19 protein-coding genes and 1 tRNA gene are annotated in these 23,438 nt (G+C 34.0%); 19 read left to right on the forward strand and 1 reads right to left on the reverse strand.

Going from position 1 to position 23,438, the window contains the following annotated elements:
* Positions 1 to 371: 371 nt before the first annotated feature.
* The 16 genes from HJ01_RS07115 to HJ01_RS07185 all read left to right on the forward strand — a co-directional run bounded on the left by HJ01_RS07115 (position 372) and on the right by HJ01_RS07185 (position 17,342).
* Positions 372 to 845, forward strand: a complete 474-nt coding sequence (locus HJ01_RS07115) for a division/cell wall cluster transcriptional repressor MraZ (protein WP_040473761.1) — start codon at positions 372 to 374, stop codon at positions 843 to 845.
* A complete protein-coding gene (rsmH, locus tag HJ01_RS07120) occupies positions 820 to 1,728 on the forward strand; it encodes a 16S rRNA (cytosine(1402)-N(4))-methyltransferase RsmH (protein ID WP_193363018.1) in 909 nt (302 codons plus the stop codon). The genes HJ01_RS07115 and rsmH overlap by 26 nt, the downstream gene beginning before the upstream one ends.
* A gap of 97 nt (positions 1,729 to 1,825) precedes the next feature.
* Positions 1,826 to 2,173 (forward strand): FtsL-like putative cell division protein, encoded by a 348-nt coding sequence (locus HJ01_RS07125; protein WP_007137671.1) that lies wholly within the window; start codon positions 1,826 to 1,828, stop codon positions 2,171 to 2,173.
* Complete coding sequence (locus tag HJ01_RS07130) at positions 2,164 to 4,167, forward strand: penicillin-binding protein (RefSeq protein WP_007137672.1); 2,004 nt, start codon at positions 2,164 to 2,166, stop codon at positions 4,165 to 4,167. The genes HJ01_RS07125 and HJ01_RS07130 overlap by 10 nt, the downstream gene beginning before the upstream one ends.
* Positions 4,164 to 5,627, forward strand: a complete 1,464-nt coding sequence (locus tag HJ01_RS07135) for a UDP-N-acetylmuramoyl-L-alanyl-D-glutamate--2,6-diaminopimelate ligase (protein ID WP_040473762.1) — start codon at positions 4,164 to 4,166, stop codon at positions 5,625 to 5,627. The genes HJ01_RS07130 and HJ01_RS07135 overlap by 4 nt, the downstream gene beginning before the upstream one ends.
* A 7-nt stretch (positions 5,628 to 5,634) precedes the next feature.
* Positions 5,635 to 6,864: a phospho-N-acetylmuramoyl-pentapeptide-transferase gene (gene mraY, locus HJ01_RS07140; protein WP_007137674.1), complete on the forward strand. Its 1,230-nt coding sequence runs from the start codon at positions 5,635 to 5,637 to the stop codon at positions 6,862 to 6,864.
* Between the two features lies 1 nt (position 6,865).
* Positions 6,866 to 8,197 (forward strand): UDP-N-acetylmuramoyl-L-alanine--D-glutamate ligase, encoded by a 1,332-nt coding sequence (gene murD, locus HJ01_RS07145; protein ID WP_007137675.1) that lies wholly within the window; start codon positions 6,866 to 6,868, stop codon positions 8,195 to 8,197.
* A 38-nt stretch (positions 8,198 to 8,235) separates the two neighbouring features.
* Positions 8,236 to 9,525 (forward strand): FtsW/RodA/SpoVE family cell cycle protein, encoded by a 1,290-nt coding sequence (locus HJ01_RS07150; protein WP_007137676.1) that lies wholly within the window; start codon positions 8,236 to 8,238, stop codon positions 9,523 to 9,525.
* 53 nt (positions 9,526 to 9,578) lie between these two features.
* Entirely contained in the window at positions 9,579 to 10,670 is a 1,092-nt protein-coding gene (gene murG / locus HJ01_RS07155; RefSeq protein ID WP_007137677.1) for an undecaprenyldiphospho-muramoylpentapeptide beta-N-acetylglucosaminyltransferase, read from the forward strand.
* Between the two features lie 48 nt (positions 10,671 to 10,718).
* Positions 10,719 to 12,068: a UDP-N-acetylmuramate--L-alanine ligase gene (gene murC / locus HJ01_RS07160; protein WP_007137678.1), complete on the forward strand. Its 1,350-nt coding sequence runs from the start codon at positions 10,719 to 10,721 to the stop codon at positions 12,066 to 12,068.
* Complete coding sequence (locus HJ01_RS07165; RefSeq protein ID WP_040473763.1) at positions 12,055 to 12,777, forward strand: cell division protein FtsQ/DivIB; 723 nt, start codon at positions 12,055 to 12,057, stop codon at positions 12,775 to 12,777. The genes murC and HJ01_RS07165 overlap by 14 nt, the downstream gene beginning before the upstream one ends.
* A gap of 7 nt (positions 12,778 to 12,784) precedes the next feature.
* Positions 12,785 to 14,164 carry a cell division protein FtsA gene (ftsA, locus tag HJ01_RS07170; protein WP_007137680.1) on the forward strand — a complete coding sequence of 460 codons (1,380 nt, stop codon included), beginning with the start codon at positions 12,785 to 12,787 and terminating at the stop codon, positions 14,162 to 14,164.
* 58 nt (positions 14,165 to 14,222) lie between these two features.
* Complete coding sequence (ftsZ, locus tag HJ01_RS07175; protein WP_007137681.1) at positions 14,223 to 16,157, forward strand: cell division protein FtsZ; 1,935 nt, start codon at positions 14,223 to 14,225, stop codon at positions 16,155 to 16,157.
* A gap of 313 nt (positions 16,158 to 16,470) precedes the next feature.
* Complete coding sequence (locus tag HJ01_RS07180) at positions 16,471 to 16,920, forward strand: GatB/YqeY domain-containing protein (protein WP_007137682.1); 450 nt, start codon at positions 16,471 to 16,473, stop codon at positions 16,918 to 16,920.
* Positions 16,921 to 17,031: 111 nt separating this feature from the next.
* Positions 17,032 to 17,133, forward strand: a complete 102-nt coding sequence (locus HJ01_RS17875; protein WP_238531077.1) for a GIY-YIG nuclease family protein — start codon at positions 17,032 to 17,034, stop codon at positions 17,131 to 17,133.
* 135 nt (positions 17,134 to 17,268) lie between these two features.
* A tRNA-Arg gene (locus HJ01_RS07185) sits at positions 17,269 to 17,342 on the forward strand.
* 58 nt (positions 17,343 to 17,400) lie between these two features.
* Here the strand turns inward: HJ01_RS07185 and HJ01_RS07190 are convergent.
* Positions 17,401 to 17,901 carry a tetratricopeptide repeat protein gene (locus HJ01_RS07190; protein WP_007137683.1) on the reverse strand — a complete coding sequence of 167 codons (501 nt, stop codon included), beginning with the start codon at positions 17,899 to 17,901 and terminating at the stop codon, positions 17,401 to 17,403.
* A gap of 323 nt (positions 17,902 to 18,224) precedes the next feature.
* Here HJ01_RS07190 and HJ01_RS07195 point away from each other — a divergent pair, with 323 nt between their 5' ends.
* The 3 genes from HJ01_RS07195 (at position 18,225) to HJ01_RS07205 (ending at position 23,434) form a co-directional block, all read left to right on the forward strand.
* Complete coding sequence (locus tag HJ01_RS07195; protein WP_007137684.1) at positions 18,225 to 18,656, forward strand: CBS domain-containing protein; 432 nt, start codon at positions 18,225 to 18,227, stop codon at positions 18,654 to 18,656.
* A gap of 299 nt (positions 18,657 to 18,955) precedes the next feature.
* Positions 18,956 to 21,682 carry a substrate-binding domain-containing protein gene (locus HJ01_RS07200; RefSeq protein ID WP_007137685.1) on the forward strand — a complete coding sequence of 909 codons (2,727 nt, stop codon included), beginning with the start codon at positions 18,956 to 18,958 and terminating at the stop codon, positions 21,680 to 21,682.
* Positions 21,683 to 22,117: 435 nt separating this feature from the next.
* A complete protein-coding gene (locus HJ01_RS07205; protein ID WP_007137687.1) occupies positions 22,118 to 23,434 on the forward strand; it encodes a sugar porter family MFS transporter in 1,317 nt (438 codons plus the stop codon).
* Positions 23,435 to 23,438 lie beyond the last annotated feature (4 nt).

Raw genomic sequence — 23,438 nt, forward strand, 5'->3', positions numbered from 1 at the left:
ATTTTCACAAATATATGATTTAATATATTAAAAAGGATTTTTGACTACAATTTTTAAGTTTAATATGGGCTTTTTTTATTGTTTTTATTTGGGATAAAATTTAAAATCCGCTAATTCATATTTTTTTCAGAAAGGCTTTGTTGAAAAAAAATGGATTTAGCTGTTAAATAACTGCGTATAATTGACTCTCTTTTTCTTTAGTGTGAATATTCTTTGCTGTAATTTATAAAGTAGCTAACAGTCTGACAGTCTAAAAATTAAGGGGTTTTAGTCAAAAGTGGCTAAACTTATCAACAAAGTGGTAACTAGTGGTAGAAAGTGGTAATATTTTTCATATTTTTGCTTTAGTTCATTTCTAAAAGAAAACTCATTTGATTACAATAGTCGGGACATATGAATGTAAGGTAGATGCTAAAGGAAGGGCGCTGTTGCCGGCTCCTTTAAAAAAGCAACTAGCTCTTTCGTTACAAGACGGTTTCGTTTTGAAACGTTCTGTGTTCCAGCCTTGTTTGGAGTTATATCCTATGGCAGAGTGGGATTTGATGATGTCAAAAATCAACAAGCTCAATCGATTTGTGAAAAAAAACAATGATTTTATACGCAGATTTACAGCAGGCGTGAAAATGGTGGAAATAGATGCACTGGGAAGATTATTGGTCCCTAAAGACCTTGTTTCTTTTGCGAATCTATCCAAAGATGTTGTTTTTTCTTCGGCGGTGAATATTGTTGAGATATGGGATAAGGATTTATACGAGAAATCGATTAATGGAGAAGATGTAGATTTTGCCGATTTGGCAGAGGAAGTAATGGGAAATATAAATGACGACGACAATGGAATATCATAATCCGGTTTTGCTAAAAGCATCAGTAGATGGTTTAAATATTAAGCCTGACGGCGTTTATATAGATGTCACCTTCGGTGGAGGTGGGCATTCAAAAGAAATTTTAAGTAGGTTGGGGCCAAACGGGAGACTGTTTGCTTTTGATCAGGATGAGGATGCGTTAGCTAATGCCTTGCCAGACGAAAGGTTTGTTCTTATTAATGAGAATTTTAGATTCATCAAACGTTTTTTGCGCTTTAATGGAGTGAAAAGTGTGGATGGGATTTTAGCTGATTTAGGTGTTTCATCCCATCAATTTGATGTGGCTGAAAGAGGTTTTTCGACCCGCTTTGATGCTGAATTGGATATGAGAATGAGTCAGAAAAATGATCTGAATGCAAATAGAGTTGTAAATGAATATGATGAAGAGAGCTTGAAAAGAGTGTTCTTAGATTATGGAGAATTGAAAAATGCTCCAGTATTAGCAAGAACAATTGTGCAGGCTAGGGAAGAGCGACCAGTTACAACAACTGACGATTTAAAAGAGGTGTTGGCGAAATTTTTACCGGAAAGAATTAGGAATAAAATATTGGCACAAATCTATCAAGCCATCCGAATTGAAGTGAATCAAGAGATGGATGTCTTAAAGGAGTTTCTTGAACAGTCTTTGGAGATATTAAATAAAGGAGGAAGGTTGAGTGTTATCTCTTATCATTCTTTAGAAGACCGATTAGTGAAAAGGTTTATGAAAAACGGAATGTTTGAGGGAGAGCCTGAGCGCGATTTCTTCGGTAATTTTTCAGTTCCTTTTAAAACCGTCGGCAAACTGATTGTTCCGGACGACGAGGAAATCAAGTTAAATAATAGAGCGCGAAGTGCTAAACTACGAATAGCCGAAAAGATATAATTCGCACTCCATATTATAGGGTTCAAAGCAGAAAGACAGATACTAACTTTTAATATCGCGACTTTCTCTTTTTCGGAGAAGGTTGGAACTAAGGCAAATGAAAAACGGTTTTACTAACATATTGAAAGCGCGATTTCTTATAGATGATGATGCTATTAAAAATTGGCGTTTTATCGTTTTCCTTATTCTTTTGGCCATAATCATGATTGCTAATACACAACAATACGAACAGAAAGTATTTAGGATTGCCGCACTGACAAACGAAGTGAAAGAATTACGATCTGAATTTGTTGATAGACGTTCGCAACTAATGAAGTTAAAAATGGAATCGACTGTTTCTCAAAAGATGATCGAGAAAGAAATTTTTCCATCGACTGTTCCTCCAGTAAAAATTAAAGTAATAAAAAAAGAAGAAAAAAGTTTTCTTAAAAAAATATGGCAGTAGAAGATAAACACATATCATACAGAATCTACCTAGTTGCTTTTGCTATCTTTTTGATTGCGATCGCGATTGCCGTTAAATTAACTAATATACAGTGGGTTGAAGGGGATTATTATAGAAAACTAGCTAAAGAAAGAACGGTTAAGAATTTTGTTATTCCTGCAAATAAAGGGAATATCTATTCGGCAGACGGTAGTTTATTGGCTACTTCAATACCTAATTACACAATAAGGTTCGATGCTCTTGCTCCTAAAGCAGAGAATTTTGAAAAAAATGTGGAGGCTTTATCGGATTCTCTAGCTACGATTTTTGATAAGCCAAGTGGTTTTTATCAAAACGAACTTAGAAAAGCTAGGGCCAATAATAATAGATATTATTTAATCGCTCGCGGCTTAAGTTATACTGACTATATAAAAATCAAGGGATTTCCTTTGTTTAAACTAGGGGCTTACAAGGGTGGGATTATTGTAGAGCAAAAAACGATTAGAGAGCATCCGATAGGTAAAATCGCAGAGCGGACTATTGGTTATGAAAGAGAAATTGCTGAAGATAAGTTTGACGGAAAAGGAATTGAATGGGCATATAGAGAGTACCTGAATGGAAAAGATGGTAAAATTCTAAAACAAAAAATAGCAAAAGGACAATGGAAACCAATCCGCGATGTAAATGAAGTTGATCCTCAGGATGGTTACGATGTAATTTCGACTATTGATGTATATATCCAGGATATTGCGCATCATGCCTTATTAAAACAATTGGAAGAGTTTGAGGCAGAGCATGGTTGTGTAGTTGTGATGGAGACTGAAACGGGTCAAGTTAAGGCGATTGCTAATTTAGGACGGGCTAAGGATGGGACTTATTACGAAACAACTAATTATGCTGTAGCGGAGTCGGGTGAGCCCGGGTCTACATTCAAGCTTGTCGATATGATGGCCATATTGGAGGACAAGGTTGCTGACACAAGTACGGTTTTTGACACTAATGGTGGCGAGGTTCGCTATTCAGGAAAAGCAGTTCGGGATTCTCATAGAGGTGGATACGGGAAAATATCCTTGGCAAGGGGGTTTGAATTGTCTTCAAACACCGTTTTAGTACAAGCGGTTTATGACAATTATAAAGATAACCCTAAGAAGTTTGTTAACCATGTTAACTCATATGGTTTTAATAAAAAACTGAATATGGATTTCCAAGGAGAAGGAAGAGCATATATTCCTCAGCCGAGCGATAAAAATTGGTCTAATATATCACTTCCTTGGATGGCTTTTGGCTATGGGGTTTCGGTGACGCCAATGCAAACATTGACATTTTATAATGCAGTGGCTAACAATGGTGTGATGGTGAAGCCACAATTTGTTTCTGAAATAAAAGAATGGAGCAAAACCATTAAAAAAATTGATAAAGAAGTAATAAACCCAAGGATCTGCTCGCCAGAAACTATTTTGAAACTAAAGGCAGTATTGGCTAATGTTGTAAAAAAGGGGACAGGGTCTAAATTGTATTCTAAGGATTTTTCAATGGCTGGTAAAACAGGAACAGCTCAGGTGAATTATGGAAAAAGAGATGGATCATCATTGTATTATGCTTCATCCTTTGTAGGTTATTTTCCGGCTGATAAGCCTAAATATTCTTGCATAGTGATGGTTCATAAACCAAGTACGGTAAACAATAATTACTATGGTGCTGATGTTGCGGGACCAGTTTTTAAAAGGATAGCACAAAAGATTTTTACAGATGTCCCATCAACAAATGAAATTAGAAATTTGAATAGAAAAATTCCGAAACAGGAAAATAATTACAATGACTACTTTGCTCGTTTGCAAGAACAAAAGCAATCTGTCCCCAATGTTAAAGGAATGCCAGGAATGGACGCGATTGCTTTATTAGAAAATTTAGGGATAAAAGTAAATGCGGTAGGTATGGGTAAAGTAAAAACACAATCGCTTCAGGCGGGTCAGGATATAATTAAAAACACAACTATAACACTTGAATTATTGTGATTATACTAAAAGACATATTGTACAAAGTAGCTATTGAATCCATTAAGGGTTCAACAGATGTTGCTGTCGGAAAAATTGAATTTGATTCTAGAAAAGTTGAAAAAAACGATATTTTTGTTGCTATCAGAGGATCTATTTCTGATGGTCACGACTATATTCAAAAGGCAATTGAACTAGGAGCTATTGCGATTGTTTGCGATACATTTCCTGATACATTTGAAAAAGGGATCTCTTACATACAAGTAAAAGATACGAATAAAGCGCTTGCTTTCATGGCGGCTAATTATTATAAAGATCCTTCGAAAGATTTAAAGCTTGTTGGGATAACCGGAACAAATGGAAAAACAACAATAGCTTCACTTTTATATCAATTGTTCAAAAAAGCAGGCTTCAAAGTTGGATTATTGTCTACTGTGAAAATCCTAGTTGACAATAAAGAGTATAAAGCTACGCATACAACACCAGATTCAATCACCATCAATCATTATTTGAGTGAAATGATTAAAGAGGGTGTTGAATATTGTTTTATGGAGGTGAGTTCTCACGGAATTCATCAAAAAAGGACGGAGGGATTGCACTTTGCTGGCGGTGTTTTTACCAATTTATCTCATGATCATTTGGATTACCATCCCACGTTTGCGGAATACAGAGATGTAAAAAAATCATTTTTTGACAATCTTCCTAAAACTGCATTTGCTTTATCAAATATAGATGATAAAAATGGTGCGGTAATGATGCAAAATACCACGGCTGTAAAGCGTACTTATGCTTTAAAATCTTATGCTGATTATAGAGCTCAGATTCTTGAAAATCAATTGTCAGGTTTGTTGTTGAAAATTGATGGGAATGAGGTTTGGGTAAAACTCATCGGGACATTTAATGCTTACAATGTATTGGCAATATATGGTACAGCCATTGAATTGGGATTAGATAGTCTTGAAACACTTCGTTTGCTTTCTGAATTAGAAAGTGTTTCTGGAAGGTTTCAATACATTGTTTCTAAAACCAATGTCACGGCAATTGTAGATTATGCACACACACCAGATGCACTTGAAAACGTGTTGAAAACGATAAATGATATTCGTACCAAAAACGAGCAATTAATCACAGTTGTTGGATGTGGTGGGAATAGAGATAAGACGAAACGTCCAATTATGGCTAGTATCGCTACAGAATTGAGCGATAGAGTGGTGCTAACTTCTGATAATCCAAGAAATGAGGATCCAGATGTTATCATTTCTGAAATGGAAAAAGGAGTTGCGGCTCAGAATTATAAAAAGGTATTAGCGATTACAGATAGAAAACAAGCTATAAAAACAGCTTGCCAATTGGCTCAGCCAAATGACATTATTATAATCGCGGGAAAAGGACATGAGACTTATCAAGAAATCAAAGGAGTTAGAAATGACTTTGATGACATGAAAATAGTTAAAGAGATATTAGAACAACTTCATAAATAGTAAAAACATGCTGTATTATTTATTTGAATATTTAGACAAAATATTGAATGTTTCCGGAGCGGGAGTTTTTCAATACATCACCTTTAGATCGGCGCTGGCTTTTCTACTATCTCTTTTGTTATCTACTGTTTTTGGTAAAAGAATTATAAATTTTTTACGAAACCAACAAGTTGGGGAAACGGTTAGGGAATTAGGTTTAGCTGGTCAAAATGAGAAAGCGGGAACACCAACTATGGGTGGACTGATTATCATATTTGCAACACTAGTACCCGTTATGTTGTTTGCAAAATTGCATAATATTTATATCGTATTATTAATAGTTACAACCTTATGGATGGGAACTATTGGATTCATTGATGATTATATCAAAATTTTCAAAAAAGACAAAAAGGGATTAAAAGGTATTTTTAAGGTTTTTGGTCAAGTAGGATTAGGCTTAATCGTTGGAACAGTTCTTTATTTTAGTCCAAATGTTACGGTACGAACAGATACTGGTAAAAACGATATTTTTAAAGCTACTACTGAAAATGTAATAACTCAGAGTCCCGTTGAAGAAAAATCTACAGCAACCACAATTCCTTTTTTCAAGAACAATGAATTTGATTATGCGGAGTTGTTGGCCTGGACAGGGGAAGGTTACGAGAAGTGGGCTTGGTTAATTTTTATTCCAGTGGTGATTTTTATCATCACAGCAGTTTCAAATGGAGCCAATTTAACTGATGGAATAGACGGACTCGCAGCAGGAACGTCGGCCATATCCGTTCTGGCATTGGGTATTTTTACTTTCCTTTCTGGAAATATTATTTTCTCCAATTATCTAAATATAATGTACATCCCTAACTCGGGTGAAATGACGGTATTTATAGCGGCATTTGTTGGGTCATTGATTGGATTTCTTTGGTACAACTCTTACCCCGCATCTGTTTTTATGGGGGATACAGGGAGTTTAACTATAGGAGGTATTATAGCAGTATTGGCAATCGCAGTTCGTAAAGAATTATTAATTCCATTATTGTGCGGTATTTTTTTAGTCGAAAATCTATCTGTGGTATTACAAGTCACTTATTTTAAATATACTAAAAAGCGCTTTGGCGAAGGTAAAAGAGTTTTTCTAATGGCTCCTTTGCACCATCACTATCAAAAGCGAGGTTACCATGAAAGTAAAATCGTAACCCGATTTTGGATTGTAGCCATAATGTTAGCTATTCTTTCAATTGTTACTTTAAAATTAAGATAACATGAGGCTAGTTGTATTAGGCGGAGGAGAAAGTGGAGTGGGTACAGCCATTCTTGGAAAAGAAAAAGGATATGATGTTTTTGTGTCTGATTTTGGAAAAATAAAAGAAAATTACAAAGAAGTTCTTATTAGTAATGGTATCGATTTCGAAGATGAACGACATACTGAGGATTTGATTTTGAATGCAGATGTGGTAATGAAAAGCCCTGGTATTCCTGAGAAAGCTCCAATAGTTAAAAAGCTAATTGAAAGAGGTATTCCTGTGATTTCTGAAATTGAGTTTGCAGCTCCTTTTACAAGAGCCATCACGATTGGGATAACAGGAAGTAATGGAAAGACCACTACGACAATGTTAGTCTATCATTTGTTGAAATCGGCTGGATTAAATGTAGGGTTAGGAGGAAATATAGGAAAGAGTTTCGCTCAACAGGTAGCTGAGGATAAATTTGATTCTTATGTGTTAGAGTTAAGTAGTTTTCAGCTCGATGGGATTGTAGATTACAAACCACATATAGCCATTATTACCAATATTAGTCCTGATCATTTAGATCGATACGATTATAAGTATGAAAATTATATTGATTCAAAATTTAGAATAACGATGAATCAAACGGAGGATGATTACCTCATATATGATGCAGATGATGAAGCTATCGCAGAATGGCTTAAAAATAACACAACGAAAGCGAAACTAATCCCTTTTTCATTGACAAAAACATTCAACGAAGGAGCATTTATAAAAAACAATAACATGGAAGTAATTATCAATCAAGATGAGTTTAAAATGGAAACTGAATCTATTGCCTTAGAAGGGAAACATAATATGAAAAATGCAATGGCAGCAACCTCTGTGGCGAAATTGATGCAAATAAGAAAAGCAACGATTCGCGAAAGTTTATCTAATTTTCAAGGGGTAGAACACCGTCTTGAAAAAGTATTGAAAATTCAGAACGTTCAGTATATCAATGATTCAAAAGCTACAAATGTGAATGCTACTTTTTTTGCACTTGACAGTATGAATTCACCAACAGTATGGATTGTGGGTGGAGTTGATAAAGGAAATGATTATAATGAATTGATGTCATTAGTTCGTGAAAAAGTAAAAGCAATTGTTTGTCTTGGAGTAGATAACAAAAAGATAATTGATGCCTTTGGAAATGTTGTTGATATGATGATAGAAGTGTCGAATATGAATGATGCGGTGAGAATGGCGCAAAGATTAACTGAAAAAGGAGATACTGTTTTATTATCGCCAGCCTGTGCCAGTTTTGATTTGTTTGAAAACTATGAAGATAGAGGAAATCAATTCAAACAAGCAGTACAAAATCTATAAGCATAACCAATACTAGTTTTATAATTCAAACAATAAAAATGAAACAACTAATAAGCAACTTAAAAGGAGATAAAGGAATATGGTCATTCGTGGCTCTATTGGCTTTGTTTTCGTTTATGCCTGTTTTTAGTGCTAGTAGTAATTTAGCTTATTTGGGTCATGGGACGGGAAATACATTAGGCTATTTAGTAAAGCATTTGGCACATATATGTATTGGTTTTTTGATTATTTATGGTGTTCACAGAGTTCCATACCATTATTTTAGGGCTATTTCTAAAGTGGCTTTACCCGTGGTTTGGATATTATTGTTGTATACATTAGTTAAAGGGACAGTGATAGCTGGTGCCAATGCCAGTAGATGGATTCAGGTTCCTTTTATAGGGATATCGTTTCAGACATCCACATTAGCATCGGTAGTGTTATTTATATTTGTGGCGCGTTATTTGTCAAAATCTAGAGAAATCCCCATTACTTTCAAAGCCTCATTATGGGAGCTTTGGTTGCCTGTATTCTTTACGTTGATTCTTATTTTACCGGCTAATTTCTCTACAACAGCATTGATTTTTTCCATGATACTTATGTTGGTTTTTATTGGGAAGTATCCGTTAAAATATATTGGAATTATTATTGGGTCAGGAATTCTATTTCTTGCTTTTTTCGTGCTGCTAAGTAAAGCATTTCCAGATTCTAGATTCTTTAGCAGGGTGCAGACTTGGGAAAGCAGAATTGAAAATTTCAGTACTGATAAACCTGATGAAGATGATTATCAAATTGAGAAGGCGAAAATTGCAATTGCTTCAGGAAAAATTTATGGATTGGGTCCAGGTAAAAGTGTTCAAAAGAACTTTTTGCCACAGTCTTCATCCGATTTTATATATGCTATTATAGTTGAGGAATATGGACTTATTGGTGGTTTAGGAGTACTTATTTTGTATTTGTTATTATTATTCCGATTTGTTGTTGCTTCACATAAAGCCAATACAATATTTGGAAAGTTAGTAGTTATTGGATTGGGTTTTCCTATGATATTTCAGGCTATGATCAATATGGCAGTTGCGGTAGAATTGTTGCCTGTGACTGGGCAAACATTGCCGTTGATAAGCAGTGGTGGAAGCTCTATCTGGATGACGTGCTTTGCGCTTGGAATTATCATAAGCGTTACTAAAAAAGACGAAGAAATAGTACAAGAACAAAAAGATGCAGCCAAAAGAGAGGAAGCGCTGAAAAAACTGATTGATGCAGAATTGGCTGCTGAAGATGCAGAGCTTGATGATTACTCAATTGAGGACAAAGCGACTAACCCTATGAATGCAGTTTTAAATAAATAGTATTTAAAAAAAAACAAACTGTTTTTTTATTAACGTAACAACTTTTATTTCAGATGAAACAATATAAATTCATATTAAGTGGCGGTGGAACTGGTGGGCATATTTACCCAGCAATTGCTATTGCCAATGAATTGAAATTGCGTTTCCCCGATGCTGAATTCCTTTTTGTGGGAGCCAAGGATAAAATGGAAATGCAAAAAGTACCTCAAGCTGGCTATCAAATAAAAGGATTGTGGATTGCTGGATTGCAGCGAAAGCTTAGTTTGCAAAATATGATGTTTCCTTTCAAGTTGGCCGATAGTTTGTGGAAATCAAAAAAAATAGTAAAACAGTTTAAACCAGATGTAGTAATCGGTACTGGTGGTTTTGCGAGTGGTCCATTATTAAAGATCGCAAGTATGGCTGGTGTTCCTACAGTAATTCAAGAGCAAAACTCTTTTCCAGGAATTACTAATAAGCTGTTAAGTAAAAAGGCAGATGTTATATGCGTTGCCTATGAGAATTTAGAACGATTTTTTCCAAAAGAAAAAATTGTTTTAACGGGGAATCCAGTTCGCCAAGATTTACTTGATATTGAAGGCAAAAGAGCAGAGGCAATTCAACATTTCAATCTGGATCCTAATAAAAAAACCTTGTTAGTTCTTGGCGGAAGTCTTGGGGCAAGAAGAGTAAATCAGTTAATTGAAGCGGAATTGGGGAAATTTGCTTCTCAAAACATTCAGATTATTTGGCAATGTGGTAAGTTATATTTCGAAGAGTATAAAAAACACAATGCGAATAGCGTGCAAGTTTTTGCTTTTATAGAGAGAATGGATTTAGTTTATGCAGCTTCGGATATTGTTATTTCTCGTGCAGGTGCCTCATCGGTTTCAGAATTATGTATTGTTGGTAAGCCAGTAATTTTTATTCCTTCTCCTAATGTTGCGGAGGATCACCAAACTAAAAACGCAAAATCTATAGTAGACAAAAAAGGTGCTCTTCTATTAAAGGAGTCTGAATTGAATACTGAATTTAGTCTTGTTTTTGAAGCTTTATTGAAAGATCAAGGAAAACAAAATCAATTAAGTGAGAATATTAGACAGTTAGCAATGCCAGAGGCGACAAAGAGTATTGTCGATGAAATTGTTAAATTAATAAAAAAGTAAAAATCGTGAAGTCATTTGACTCTGCGAGATTAAATAAAAATATAAAAAATGAACTTAAACCAAATACATAACGTCTATTTCATCGGAATCGGTGGCATCGGTATGAGTGCTTTGGCTCGGTATTTTAAGAATATCGGGAAACAAGTTTCAGGTTACGATAAAACCCCTACCACTTTAACAAAGGAATTAATAGCTAGTGGAATTGCGATTCACTTTGAAGACAGTATTGATTTAATCCCTAAGGATTATTCTGTTGAAAACACTTTAGTGATTATTACACCTGCAGTTCCTAAGACGCATTCGGAATGGAATTATTTCGTGGAACGTGATTTTTATGTCAAAAAAAGGGCAGAGGTTCTAGGGATAATTACAAAAGATACGTTCTGTTTTGCTGTTGCAGGAACCCATGGAAAGACAACAACTTCAAGCATCTTAGGCCATATTTTATATGAGAGTGGAGCTGATGTTACTGCTTTTATAGGTGGAATTGTAGAAAATTATAATTCAAACTTGATAGGTGACGGGAAAACAGTCACTGTTGTCGAAGCGGACGAATTTGATCGATCCTTTTTGCATCTGCATCCTAATATTGCTTGTATTACTTCCATGGATGCCGATCATTTGGACATTTATGGTACAAGTGATGCAATTGAGGCATCATTTTTGGAGTTTGCTGGCAAATTAGAAGACAAGAGCAAATTGTTTATCACAAAAGAGCTTCCGTTGGAGGGTGTTACTGTAGCTGTAAACGAAGAGGCTGTTTACAGTGCTTTTAATGTTAGAATTGAAGATGGAAGTTATTTATTCGATATAAAAACACCAAAAGGAATTTTATATGATTTTCGTTTTGGATTACCTGGAAAACACAATTTAATGAATGCTTTAATGGCTATTGCAATGGCTGAAATATTCGGCACCCCAACCGTAGCCATTGCAGTAGCCTTAGCTTCATTTAAAGGAGTTAAAAGAAGGTTTTCGTACCAAATTAAAAGAGAGGATTTAGTTTATATTGATGATTACGCACATCACCCAACTGAGATTGATGCTGTGCATCAGGCTGTGAGAGAATTGTATCCTGGAAAAAAGGTATTGGCAGTTTTTCAACCTCATTTGTTTAGCAGAACCAGAGATTTTGCTGATGATTTTGCAAGAAGTCTTTCTCAATTTGATGAGCTGATTTTAATGGATATTTATCCAGCGCGTGAAGTACCAATGGAAGGAATTACCTCAGAATGGTTGTTTGATAAAATCGATAATCAACAGAAGGAAATTGTGTCAAAAGAGGGTTTAATAAAGGCTATTTTAAAAAGTAATGCTCAGGTAATAGTAACGATAGGAGCGGGGGATATTGGAGAGATGGTAGTATCAATTAAAGAAGCATTAAATGAAAATATTTAATTGGACAAATATTAGATTGGTGCTCATGTTAGGGGTAGTGATTTTCCTATTATCATTTACGTCAAAACGAAATGATAATAGAAAACTTAGTAAATCTGTGGTTGTTTTTGTGGGAGATAATGCGCTTTTTATTAAACGAGAAACGGTTAATAAATTGTTAATAGAAAATAAAGAAAATGTATTAGGCATTCAAAAAGATAAATTAGATTTGAATAAGCTGGAGAGAGCACTAAATTCAAATGATCTGATTGAGAAATCAGATGTGTTTGTAAGTATAGATGGTGTCTTAAAAGCAGTGGTAAAACAAAAGATACCTATAGCTAGGGTTTTTAGCGGTAATGGCTCTTTTTATATTGATTATGAAGGAGGTAGAATGCCGTTATCTGATAATTATACGGCTAGAGTTCCACTTGTTTCGGGAGTGATAAATAAAAAAAATAACGAGGAATTAGCCCAATTGTTTCGTGTAATTTATGACGATGATTTTTTGAAAAAAAACATCATTGCGATACAGATTATGCCCAATGGGAGCTTAAAAATGCTCAACAGAAATTTTGATTATCAAATTGACTTTGGTAAAATCGTAAATGCGGAGCGAAAATTTAAAGATTATAAGGCCTTTTTTCAAAAGGCAGTTTTAGATAGCTCGTTATATAAATATAAAAAAATTGACCTCAGATTTACAAGACAAGTAGTTTGTACTAAATAAATAGATAATGGAAAAAGAGAATATTGCAGTGGGTCTAGATATTGGGACAACAAAAATTGTTGCCATGATCGGCAAGAAAAATGAATACGGTAAGCTAGAGATTCTAGGAGTGGGTAAATCCAAAAGCTTAGGCGTAGCCAGAGGAGTAGTAAATAATATTACTCAAACAATACAGTCGATCCAACAAGCGATACACGAAGCTGAAAATAATTCAGGTTATAAGATAAAAGATGTTGTTGTAGGTATAGCTGGTCAGCACATTCGCAGTATTCAGCATACAGATTATATTAGTAGAAGTAATCCTGAAGAAGTAATAGGAGGAGCTGATATTCAGTTGTTGATTGATCAAGTGAACAAATTGGCCATGTTGCCTGGAGAGGAAATTATTCATGTTTTGCCACAAGAATTTAAAATTGATGGGCAATCTGAGATTAAAGAACCAATAGGGATGTATGGTGGGAGATTAGAGTCTAGTTTTCACGTCGTGGTGGGACAAGCATCATCTATACGTAATGTAGGTAGATGTATTCAAAGTTCCGGAATTGAATTGTCTGGGTTAACATTAGAGCCATTAGCGTCATCAGATGCGGTTTTAAGTCAAGAAGAAAAAGAGGCTGGAGTTGCTTTAATTGATATAGGAGGAGGAACAACAGACTTAGCTATTTTTAAAGATGGAATTATTCGCCATACAGCGGTAATCCCTTTTGGAGGTAATGTTATTTCTGACGATATAAAAGAAGGCTGTTCAATCATCGAAAAACAAGCGGAATTATTGAAAGTTAAATTTGGGTCTGCTTGGCCAGGTGAAAACAGAGACAATGAAATTGTTTCTATTCCGGGTTTAAGAGGAAGAGAGCCGAAGGAAATTTCTTTGAAAAACTTGTCAAAAATAATTCATGCCCGTGTAGTCGAAATTGTAGAGCAGGTTTTTACTGAAATAAAAGCATACGGACACGAAGATCCACGTAAAAAATTAATTGCAGGAATTGTACTTACCGGTGGTGGGGCGCAATTAAAACATATTAAGCAATTAGTTGAATATATAACTGGAATGGATACTAGAATTGGATATCCAAACGAGCATTTAGCGGGTGATTCAGACGAAGAATTTTCAAGCCCATTATATGCTACAGCAGTAGGTTTAGTAATGAATAGCATAGAGAATAAAACACAAAGTGCTGTTAGAAAAGACGAAATTGCTCCGCCAAAGATACCGTCATACCGACCTCCGGTTGACGAATATCAGGAGAGAAGAGAAGAAGAAGTCGAAGAGATGGAATCTAAAAATAATACGAAAAAGGAAGAGTCTACAGGAGATAAAATAAAGAGATCCTTTTTTGATCGCTATGTAGACAAGATCAAAGATTTTTTAGATAACGCAGAGTAGGGCAATGCCCAAAATAAAGAATACAACAATTAATAATTAATATCAAAAACCAAATAAAATGATGAGCAACTCAGAATTTGGAAGTATTTCATTTGATTTACCAAAAAACCAATCAAATGTAATCAAAGTAATTGGTGTAGGTGGAGGCGGAAGTAACGCTATAAACCACATGTTTAAACAAGGAATTAAAGGAGTGGACTTTATCGTTTGTAATACTGATTCTCAGGCATTGCAAAGTAGTTCTGTGCCTAATAAAATTCAGTTAGGGGTAAACTTGACTGAAGGACTCGGTGCTGGGGCTAATCCTGATGTAGGACAGCAGTCAGCTATTGAGAGCATTGCTGAGATTGAAAAAATGTTGGATCGCAATACTAAGATGGTTTTCATCACCGCTGGAATGGGTGGTGGTACTGGAACAGGTGCTGCACCAGTTATTGCTCAATTAGCAAAAGAAAGAGAAATTCTTACTGTAGGTATCGTAACACTTCCATTCTTATTTGAAGGTAAAGTTCGTCAAGAGCAAGCTAAAATAGGTATTGAAAAATTACGTAAGCAGGTAGATTCTTTGATTGTTATCAATAACAATAAATTAAGAGAAGTATATGGAAATTTAGGTTTCAAAGCTGGTTTTTCAAAAGCGGATGAAGTTTTAGCAACTGCCTCAAGGGGTATTGCTGAAGTAATTACACACCACTACACTCAAAATATCGATTTACGTGATGCTAAGACAGTTTTGTCTAATAGCGGAACAGCAATAATGGGTTCAGCTAATGCTGAGGGTGAAAATAGAGCCAAGGAAGCAATTGTTTCTGCTTTAGATTCTCCATTATTGAATGATAACAAAATCACAGGTGCCAAAAACGTATTGTTGCTCATCGTTTCTGGTTCTAATGAGATCACTCTAGATGAAATAGGAGAAATCAATGACCATATTCAAAATGAAGCGGGTCACAATGCCAATATTATTATGGGTGTTGGTGAAGATGAAACGCTAGGTGACGCTATTGCTGTTACTATTATTGCGACTGGATTTGATATCGAACAACAAAATGGAATCGTAAACACGGAGCCAAAAAAAATAATTCATACGCTAGAGGATGAGCAAAGAAGTGTTCATAACCTAACAAAAAATGCAGTTCCTGCATTCGATTTTAATAATGAATCTCCAAAATCTAATACTGAAGAAAGAATTGTTTTTGAATTAACGGAAGACAAAGTAACTCCAGAGCCTATTGTTCCTGTTCCAGGAAATGAACAATTATTGGCGATGTCTGAATTTATTAAAAACCTAGATGTTACTTTCGAAATCGTATCTCCAATAAAGGATATTGATTTTACTTTTACAGCACCAAAAGCTGTCGAGGCTAAAGAAGTTCAACAACCTAAAGCAGTAGAAAGAGAAGAGCAAACTACTTTTTCTTTTGACTTGCCTATTTTTAAAGCGGAACCGGTTGCTGAAGTTGAAGAGAATAAAGTTTTGTTTGAATTGACAAATGAAACACGTGAAATTAAAGTGAATCAACCAGTTCAATTTGTTCCTGTAACTGAATTATCAGAAAACGGAATCATTAAGTACTCTCTTGAAGAGTATATGGAAGCTGAGAATGACTTTATTAGTTCAAAACCAGTTACAAAAGTTGTAGAGGAAGTAATTCCTGCTGAGTTGAACATCACGATGAAACAAGTGGAGACGTCTACAAATGATTCTTCTAAATTTGAAGAAATTTCCCCTATGGAAATGACTATTGAAGAAACATTAAGACTTAGATCTGATGAAAGAAGAAAGAAATTGAAGGAATTCAATTATAAATTTCACAACAATGTTTCTAAAATTGATGAGTACGAAAGAGAACCTGCTTATAAAAGATTAGGTATAGACATATCAAATACACAGTCAAATAACACAAATTCGAGAATTTCTGTTGGAACAGACAGTAACAACGATTTACAGTTGCGTTCTAACAATTCTTTTTTGCATGATAACGTAGATTAATTAAAGTAAGCCAAATAGAGATAACCCGAAAATTGGATTTAATTTTCGGGTTATTTTTTTATCTTCGCGCAGATGATGAATGGGACGTTCAATTTGGGCACGGTCCGGCTGTCGTTTTAAGCTTTTTATCGATTAAGCTTTTTTATAGGTACTTAAAATAGCTCTCTTTAATCGTTTTTTTTTTAAGCTCAATATAAAATGCATTCGGTGCGGCGAAACCTTTTTCACTGGTATCAACGGCATTTAAAAAAAATCATTTTACAGTATTCGGTTTTTAGATTGGATTACAAATTATAAATTAACAAGAAAGAATATGAGTTTAGCAGTAAAAATCATGGATGATTTGAAAACAGCCATGAGAGCCAAAGATACAGTAGCGCTAGAGGCTTTAAGAGCGATCAAATCTGAAATCCTTTTGGCTCAAACAGCAACTGGATCGAAAGAGGAAATAACGGAAGACGACGAGATTAAATTGCTACAAAGACTAGTGAAAACTCGTAAGGAAAGTGCTAGGATTTTTACAGAACAAAACCGTTTGGATTTAGCTGAGCCAGAATTGGCGCAAATTGCCGTAATTGAAAAATTCTTGCCAGCTCAATTGAGTGAAGCAGAAGTTGAAGCAGTAATTGCAAACATAATTGCAGAAACTGGCGCAACAGGTATCGCATCAATGGGTAAAGTAATGGGACTAGCATCTGCGCAATTAGGTGGTACTGCCGAAGGAAAAATGATCTCTACAATTGTAAAGAAATTATTGACTTAAAAAAGATAGATAGTTGATTAACGGTCTTACTTATAAACCGTTAATCAATATTAAAAAAGCTGCGCAATTCCTGCCCGTTGACCGGCAGAGAATATTAGAATTCGACAAAATATGGAATACTTTGTATATATTTTAGAGAGTGAAATTGCTGGCAGACTTTATATAGGTCAGACGATAGAATTGAATAAGCGAATAAAAGAACATAATTTTTAGCAGATAAAGTCTACGAAAGAATATGTACCATGGAAAGGGGTTTATTTGAAACAAGAGCAGAATCTGTTCTTCGTCAAAAACATCTCAAAACAAGAAGTGTTAGAGCGTTTTTAAAAATTAAACTAATAAAATTACGGCTGCGTAGTTCAACTGGATAGAATATCAGATTTCGACTCTGAGGGTTGCAGGTTCGAACCCTGTCGCGGCCACTAAGACAACTAACAAGTTTTTGTTAAAAAAAAAGAGCGATTTTACAATCGCTCTTTTTTATTTGCATCTTTTCTTGATATAGTCAAAAGGATATGGATATCCCAGCTCTGCCGCTTTATTAAGGTCCATGCAAGCGTTTTCTTTTTGTCCTAATTTAAATTTCAACTCTGCACGATCGTTATAAGTTTTGCTAAAAGTGGGGTCAAGTTCAATGGTTTTGGAATAATCTTCAATTGCTCCACTATAATCGTTTAGAATGTTTTTAGTATTTGCTCTGCAATAATATGCTTTGCTATTTTTTGGGTCAATTTTTATTGCTTTGGTTAAGTCCTTAATAGCATTTTTGTACTCTTTTTGAATGCTTTCTACTATGGCTCTTGAACAATAAGCTTTGCCGTAGTTTGGTTCAAGGTCAATAGCTTTGGTATAATCTTTAATTGCTTCTTTGTAATCTTTTAGTAGGTAGTTGTTATTTCCTAAAGTGTAGTAGTCATGGGCTGTTTGACAGTATGCATTTGTGCTAATGATTAAGGCAAGCACAATAATCGTTTTGTTCATTTTTTTAATTTCAATTAAGCTGTTCGTATTTCAATAGTTCATTCAACAATAAATTATTTACCATTTGATTTTAAGGCGTTAGTCAATATTGTCAAAATCGTGAATAATTACCTACAAATGTCGCAAAAAAATAAATTAATATCCAATACCCAGAATTAGTGATATTTTAAAAAAAAGTCAAGATCTTTTTTAAGAAGGGGCTTTATTTTGCTGTTTTTGTCTTTTATTAGATGTATTTTTCAATTTTTCTTTTTATCTACAATTGAAAACTTCCGTTGTGCTTTTTTAGTTGTAATTTTAATAGAATTTATAACTACAATGTCATGAAAAATAATGTGCCGGTTTCCGATATTATGACTAAGAACATAATCAAATTGAATCTTTCTGATGAGTTGACAAAAGCGGAAGAATTGTTTAAGAAGCATAAAATTAGACATATTCCAGTTGTTAATGGAAATAAAATTGTTGGTATGCTGAGCTATGCTGATCTGTTGCGAGTTTCCTATGCTGATGCCGCAGATGACGCTGCAGATAATGTGGAGTCGATTGTGTTTAATATGTTTACGGTGCGACAGGTTATGGCAAAAGAAATAATAATTATTACTCCATCAAGTACAATTAGGGAAGCAGCCGAAATTTTAGCGAAATACGAATTTCATGCCTTACCGGTTTGCGAAGACGAATTATTAGTAGGGATTGTAACCACAACAGATTTGATTAAGTATTTACTACAGCAATATAACAGCCTGAAATAAAAATTTAAAGCTCATAAATTAATCATGGTTGGCATATTATGTTGGTTTTATTTTGCCGTATAGTTAAAGGATCATGCAGCTAATTTAAATTTTAACGAGGTTATTTTTTATATATTTGTTTTTTAACTTTTTTAATAAGTTCCAGATATCATTGGTAAAAAAAATCTCTTCAACTTTTTAATATACTTAAATTAACTATCCAAAAAAAGTGTGCCATTTCTGCAGGAACTTAGCATGTTCCATAGTCGTTAGCGTTAATGGGCTAATGATATGATATACTATAATAAACTAATCAAACCATGAAAAGAAGCACTTTATATATACTGCTTTTAAGTTTCGTTTTAATACAGGGTTCTTGTAATTCACCAAGCAAAGAAAAACATAAAATTTCTATAGGATTCTCGCAAAGTATTGATCACGATATTTGGCGAAAATCAATGGACCATGCCATGGAAGTAGAGGCTGCAATTCATCCTGAAATTAACTTGACTATTTATAATGCAAATAGGAAAGCGAGTAAGCAAATTAGAGACATTCAGAGATTCATTGATAACAAAGTAGATATTATTATTGTTTCTCCTTTTGAATCAGATTCTATAATCCCCGTTATTGAAAGAGCAAATGGAATAGGGATTCCTGTAATTATTGTTGATAGAAAAGTAAATACTTCGAATTACACGGCCTACATCGGAGCTGATAATGTTGAAGTAGGACGAATTGCAGGACGACATATTGTTTCTTTATCAAAAGGGAAAGCAAATGTAATTCAAATTAAAGGAGCTTCCTATGCTTCACCTGGTTTGGAAAGGAGTATGGGGTTTAGCGAAATTATAAGTCAATATCCTAACATCAAAGTAATTTCTATAGATGCTCAAAAAGATGAGTTGCCTGAGGATGCGTTTATCAAAACTTTAGAAAAATCCCCCAATATCAATTATGTATATGCCTATAATGATGTAATTGCTTACCAGGCATGGAAGGCGGCAAAAGGAAAAATAGCAACGAATCAAATAAAATTTATTGGTGTTGATGGAATTAATGGACCAAATGGAGGTATTCAACTTGTTAAAGATAGAGTTTTAGAAGCCACAGTTTTATACCCCACAGGAGGGAGCGAAGCTATTAAGTTAGCATTAAAGATTGCTAATAATGAGATTGTTCCTAAAAGTACCAAACTCAATACTACATTGATAGACTCCCTTAATGCTGATATTATGAGTAATCAATTTGATAGGATATCAATTCAGCAGTCAAATATTGAAGAGCAGCAGAATATTATAAAGAAACAAGTAAAGGAATATGCAACTCAGAATATTTTGTTGAAATTATTGTTCTCATTATTTATTTTAACATTTTGTTTGGCGGTGTATGGCATTTATTCTCGTATTACAATCAGCCGTAAGAAAAGAGAATTAGAAATCACAAATAAAAAAATTAAAAGTCAGAGAAATGAGATTAAAAAGTACTCAGATGAATTGAAGCTAAGTAATGAAGCGCGTTTGAATTTTTTTACGGGCTTGTCTCATGAATTTAAAACGCCTTTGACCTTAATTTTAAGTTCTGTAGAGTCTTTAGGAGTTGAACTCAAAAGTAAAGGGAGTTCAGTAAACAAAGAAATTAATTTGATGTACAATAATTCAAGAAGGCTGCTCAGACTAATTAATCAACTATTAGATTACAGGAAAGTAGAAGATAAAAAATTTATATTGAGAGCTTCAAGTACTAATTTATTAGATTTTTCAAAGCGTATTATTGAAGATTTTGAAAGAGAAGCAAAGAAACTTAATATCGATTTTTCTTTGGTAACTAACAATCCTGAACTTGAGGTTTATCTTGATCGTAATTTAATGGATAAGGTTTATTTTAATTTATTGTCAAATGCGTTTAAATTCACCCCTGCGAAGGGTAAAATTGCAATAAAAATAAGAGAAGATAAGACTAGTAATGTGGTTAAAATTTCGTTTAAAGATTCGGGAATAGGAATACCAGATAACGAATTAAGTCAAGTTTTTAGTGCTTTTTATCAAGGATCTAATAATTATAGAAATGGCTCAGGAGTAGGTTTGCATTTATCAAAAAGCTTTATTGATTTGCATAAGGGAGTGATAGAGATCATTTCTAAAAATGGGACTGAGTTTGTAATATCATTACCATTAGGGAGAGCGCATCTTGACGAAAAGAGTATCCTTAAAAATCCAGTTTTAGAAATTATTAATCAAACTGATTATTTAGATGAGGAGATGATTCAAAGTTTAGAGTCCAAATCAAATGAGGATAAGTATTCTGTTTTGTACATTGAGGATAATGTTGATTTATCTAATTTTATTGCAGATAAATTTTCGATGGAATATAATGTGCATACATGTAATGGAGTTAATGCTATTGAATGGTCTTTAGACATCATACCGGATGTCATTATATGTGATTTAAACCTACCTGAAAAGAATGGTTTTGAAATTTGTGAAATTTTAAAGAAAGATCTAAGGACTTCGCATATTCCAATAATAATTCTTACTGCCTCAGATGATCAGGAATCTTATCTTAAGGCCTTAAGCAGTGGTGCTGACGTATTCTTGACAAAACCCTTTAATCTAAAAGTTTTATCTCAATCTATAAAAGGATTACTTTTTAATAGAGAAAAGTTACGATTTTACTATTCCAATAACATTGGTAATATTATTGATAATGGGGAAAATAGTTTTGGTTCTAAAGAACAAGTTTTTCTTAAAAAATTAAATGAATTATTAGAAAAAAATATAGACAGTTCAATTTATACAGTAGAAGACCTGGCAAAAGATTTAAGTATTTCACGAGTTCAATTGTATAGAAAGGTAAAAGCAATATTAGGCATTAGCGTAAGTGATCATATTAACAATATTAGACTAGATAAGGCCAAAGAATTACTTCTAAATTCAAATCAAACTATTTCTGAAATTGGCTATGCCGTTGGATTTTCTTCTCCAAATTATTTTTCAACTTCTTTCAAAAACAAATTTGGGATATCACCTAAAGAGTTTAAAAAATAAAAATTATAGTTATATATACCTTCTTTAAAGGCATAATAATGGGGTTAATGTAACCTTTAGGTTTCACAAGAATACACTTCTTTAAAAAAAGGCATCTGCAAAATTAATTTTTTGGGATGCTTTTTTTTGTAAATCCAAAACAAGAAAAAGCTACTTCTATTTAATGCGCTATTAAATTTCTGGTAAAGACATATTGGGGAGCAAGTGGGTTTTAATTTTAATTCACTTTTGCGTAACATAATTGTATTTGATGTAACATAATTAGAACTATAACGAGATAGTTGTTTTTGTTGTACAGCTGTTAGCTATTGCTATGTATGAGATTTTGACTTTTTTATGCTTTTTTTAAGAGTTATGAATCTATTTGTAACATCTGTAAAATAAAATTATATTTTTTGCATATAATTTAGCAATTCAACATAATAATTATACATAATGAAAAAAATAGCAGTTTGGGCTTTGATAGCTTCATTAGCAGGTTTCCTTTTTGGTTTTGATACTGTAGTGATTTCAGGAGCCGATAAAAATTTACAGGCAATTTGGCATTCATCTGATGCTTTTCACGGAACTGTTGTAATGGGAATGGCATTGTGGGGTACAGTACTGGGAGCAATTTTTGGAGGGATACCTACAAATAAGATAGGGAGGAAGAACACTTTGTTATGGATTGGGATTTTGTTTTTGGTCTCGGCAGTTGGTTCTGCTTTCGCAAATGACCCGATTGTTTTTGCTGTTTTTAGATTTATCGGAGGGATTGGAGTAGGAGCTTCTACAATTGCTGCACCAACGTATATTTCAGAAATCGCTCCAGCAAAGGATAGAGGGAAATTAGTGGCATTCTATCAATTCAATATTGTTTTGGGAATTTTGGTGGCATTTCTTTCAAACTATTTATTAAAAGATATTGGAGAAAATTCATGGAGATGGATGATGGGCGTAGAAGCATTTCCATCTGTGATATATATAGCACTCGTTTTGTTTATTCCTAAGAGCCCAAGATGGTTATTATCTAAATTTAAAAATGAGGAAGCTAGGAAAGTTTTACAGTTAATGGAGCAGGAAGCGGACTATGAAAAAATGAAGATGGAAATAGAGCTCGATAATAATAATGCAGCTATTGCAAACGATACTATCTTTTTGAAGAAATACAGAACTCCTTTATTGCTTGCTTTTTTAATGGCTTTTTTCAACCAATTATCAGGTATTAACGCTTTTTTATATTATTCAAGTCGAATATTTCAAGAAGCGGGTCTTGGAGAAAGTACTGCTTTATTAAGTAGTATTGGAATTGGAGTTGTGAATTTAATATTTACACTAATAGGTGTCTTTTTAATTGACAAATTGGGACGTAAAACATTAATGTACATTGGGTCTGTAGGCTATATTATATCGCTTTCTCTTGTTGCAATGGCTTTCTTTTTTGACTGGGGAGGAATGGCTGTTCCAGTTTTCTTATTCCTATTTATAGCAGCACATGCAATAGGTCAGGGTGCCGTAATTTGGGTATTTATTTCAGAAATTTTCCCGAATCATCTTAGAGCATCGGGACAATCATTTGGTAGTACTACGCATTGGGTACTGGCGGCTATAATTCCATCATTAATTCCGTATCTGTTTTCTACAGTAGGACCTGGAGTAGTATTTCTGTTTTTTGCAGTGATGATGGTTTTTCAACTTTTGTTTGTTGCTTTTATAATGCCAGAAACAAAAGGAATCTCTTTAGAAGAACTTAGTAAAAAATTAATTAAATAATAGT

This window comes from Flavobacterium frigoris PS1 (assembly GCF_000252125.1).
GTDB classification, from domain to species: Bacteria; Bacteroidota; Bacteroidia; order Flavobacteriales; family Flavobacteriaceae; genus Flavobacterium; species Flavobacterium frigoris_A.

Bases quoted from the DNA above. Each gene is read 5' to 3' on its own strand.
- rsmH (WP_193363018.1), top strand. From the start codon at position 820: ATGACGACGACAATGGAATATCATAATCCGGTTTTGCTAAAAGCATCA.
- HJ01_RS07125 (WP_007137671.1), top strand. From the start codon at position 1,826: ATGAAAAACGGTTTTACTAACATATTGAAAGCGCGATTTCTTATAGAT.
- HJ01_RS07130 (WP_007137672.1), top strand. From the start codon at position 2,164: ATGGCAGTAGAAGATAAACACATATCATACAGAATCTACCTAGTTGCT.
- mraY (WP_007137674.1), top strand. From the start codon at position 5,635: ATGCTGTATTATTTATTTGAATATTTAGACAAAATATTGAATGTTTCC.
- murD (WP_007137675.1), top strand. From the start codon at position 6,866: ATGAGGCTAGTTGTATTAGGCGGAGGAGAAAGTGGAGTGGGTACAGCC.
- HJ01_RS07150 (WP_007137676.1), top strand. From the start codon at position 8,236: ATGAAACAACTAATAAGCAACTTAAAAGGAGATAAAGGAATATGGTCA.
- murG (WP_007137677.1), top strand. From the start codon at position 9,579: ATGAAACAATATAAATTCATATTAAGTGGCGGTGGAACTGGTGGGCAT.
- murC (WP_007137678.1), top strand. From the start codon at position 10,719: ATGAACTTAAACCAAATACATAACGTCTATTTCATCGGAATCGGTGGC.
- HJ01_RS07165 (WP_040473763.1), top strand. From the start codon at position 12,055: ATGAAAATATTTAATTGGACAAATATTAGATTGGTGCTCATGTTAGGG.
- ftsA (WP_007137680.1), top strand. From the start codon at position 12,785: ATGGAAAAAGAGAATATTGCAGTGGGTCTAGATATTGGGACAACAAAA.
- ftsZ (WP_007137681.1), top strand. From the start codon at position 14,223: ATGATGAGCAACTCAGAATTTGGAAGTATTTCATTTGATTTACCAAAA.
- HJ01_RS07180 (WP_007137682.1), top strand. From the start codon at position 16,471: ATGAGTTTAGCAGTAAAAATCATGGATGATTTGAAAACAGCCATGAGA.
- HJ01_RS17875 (WP_238531077.1), top strand. From the start codon at position 17,032: ATGGAATACTTTGTATATATTTTAGAGAGTGAAATTGCTGGCAGACTT.
- HJ01_RS07190 (WP_007137683.1), bottom strand. From the start codon at position 17,901: ATGAACAAAACGATTATTGTGCTTGCCTTAATCATTAGCACAAATGCA.
- HJ01_RS07195 (WP_007137684.1), top strand. From the start codon at position 18,225: ATGAAAAATAATGTGCCGGTTTCCGATATTATGACTAAGAACATAATC.
- HJ01_RS07200 (WP_007137685.1), top strand. From the start codon at position 18,956: ATGAAAAGAAGCACTTTATATATACTGCTTTTAAGTTTCGTTTTAATA.
- HJ01_RS07205 (WP_007137687.1), top strand. From the start codon at position 22,118: ATGAAAAAAATAGCAGTTTGGGCTTTGATAGCTTCATTAGCAGGTTTC.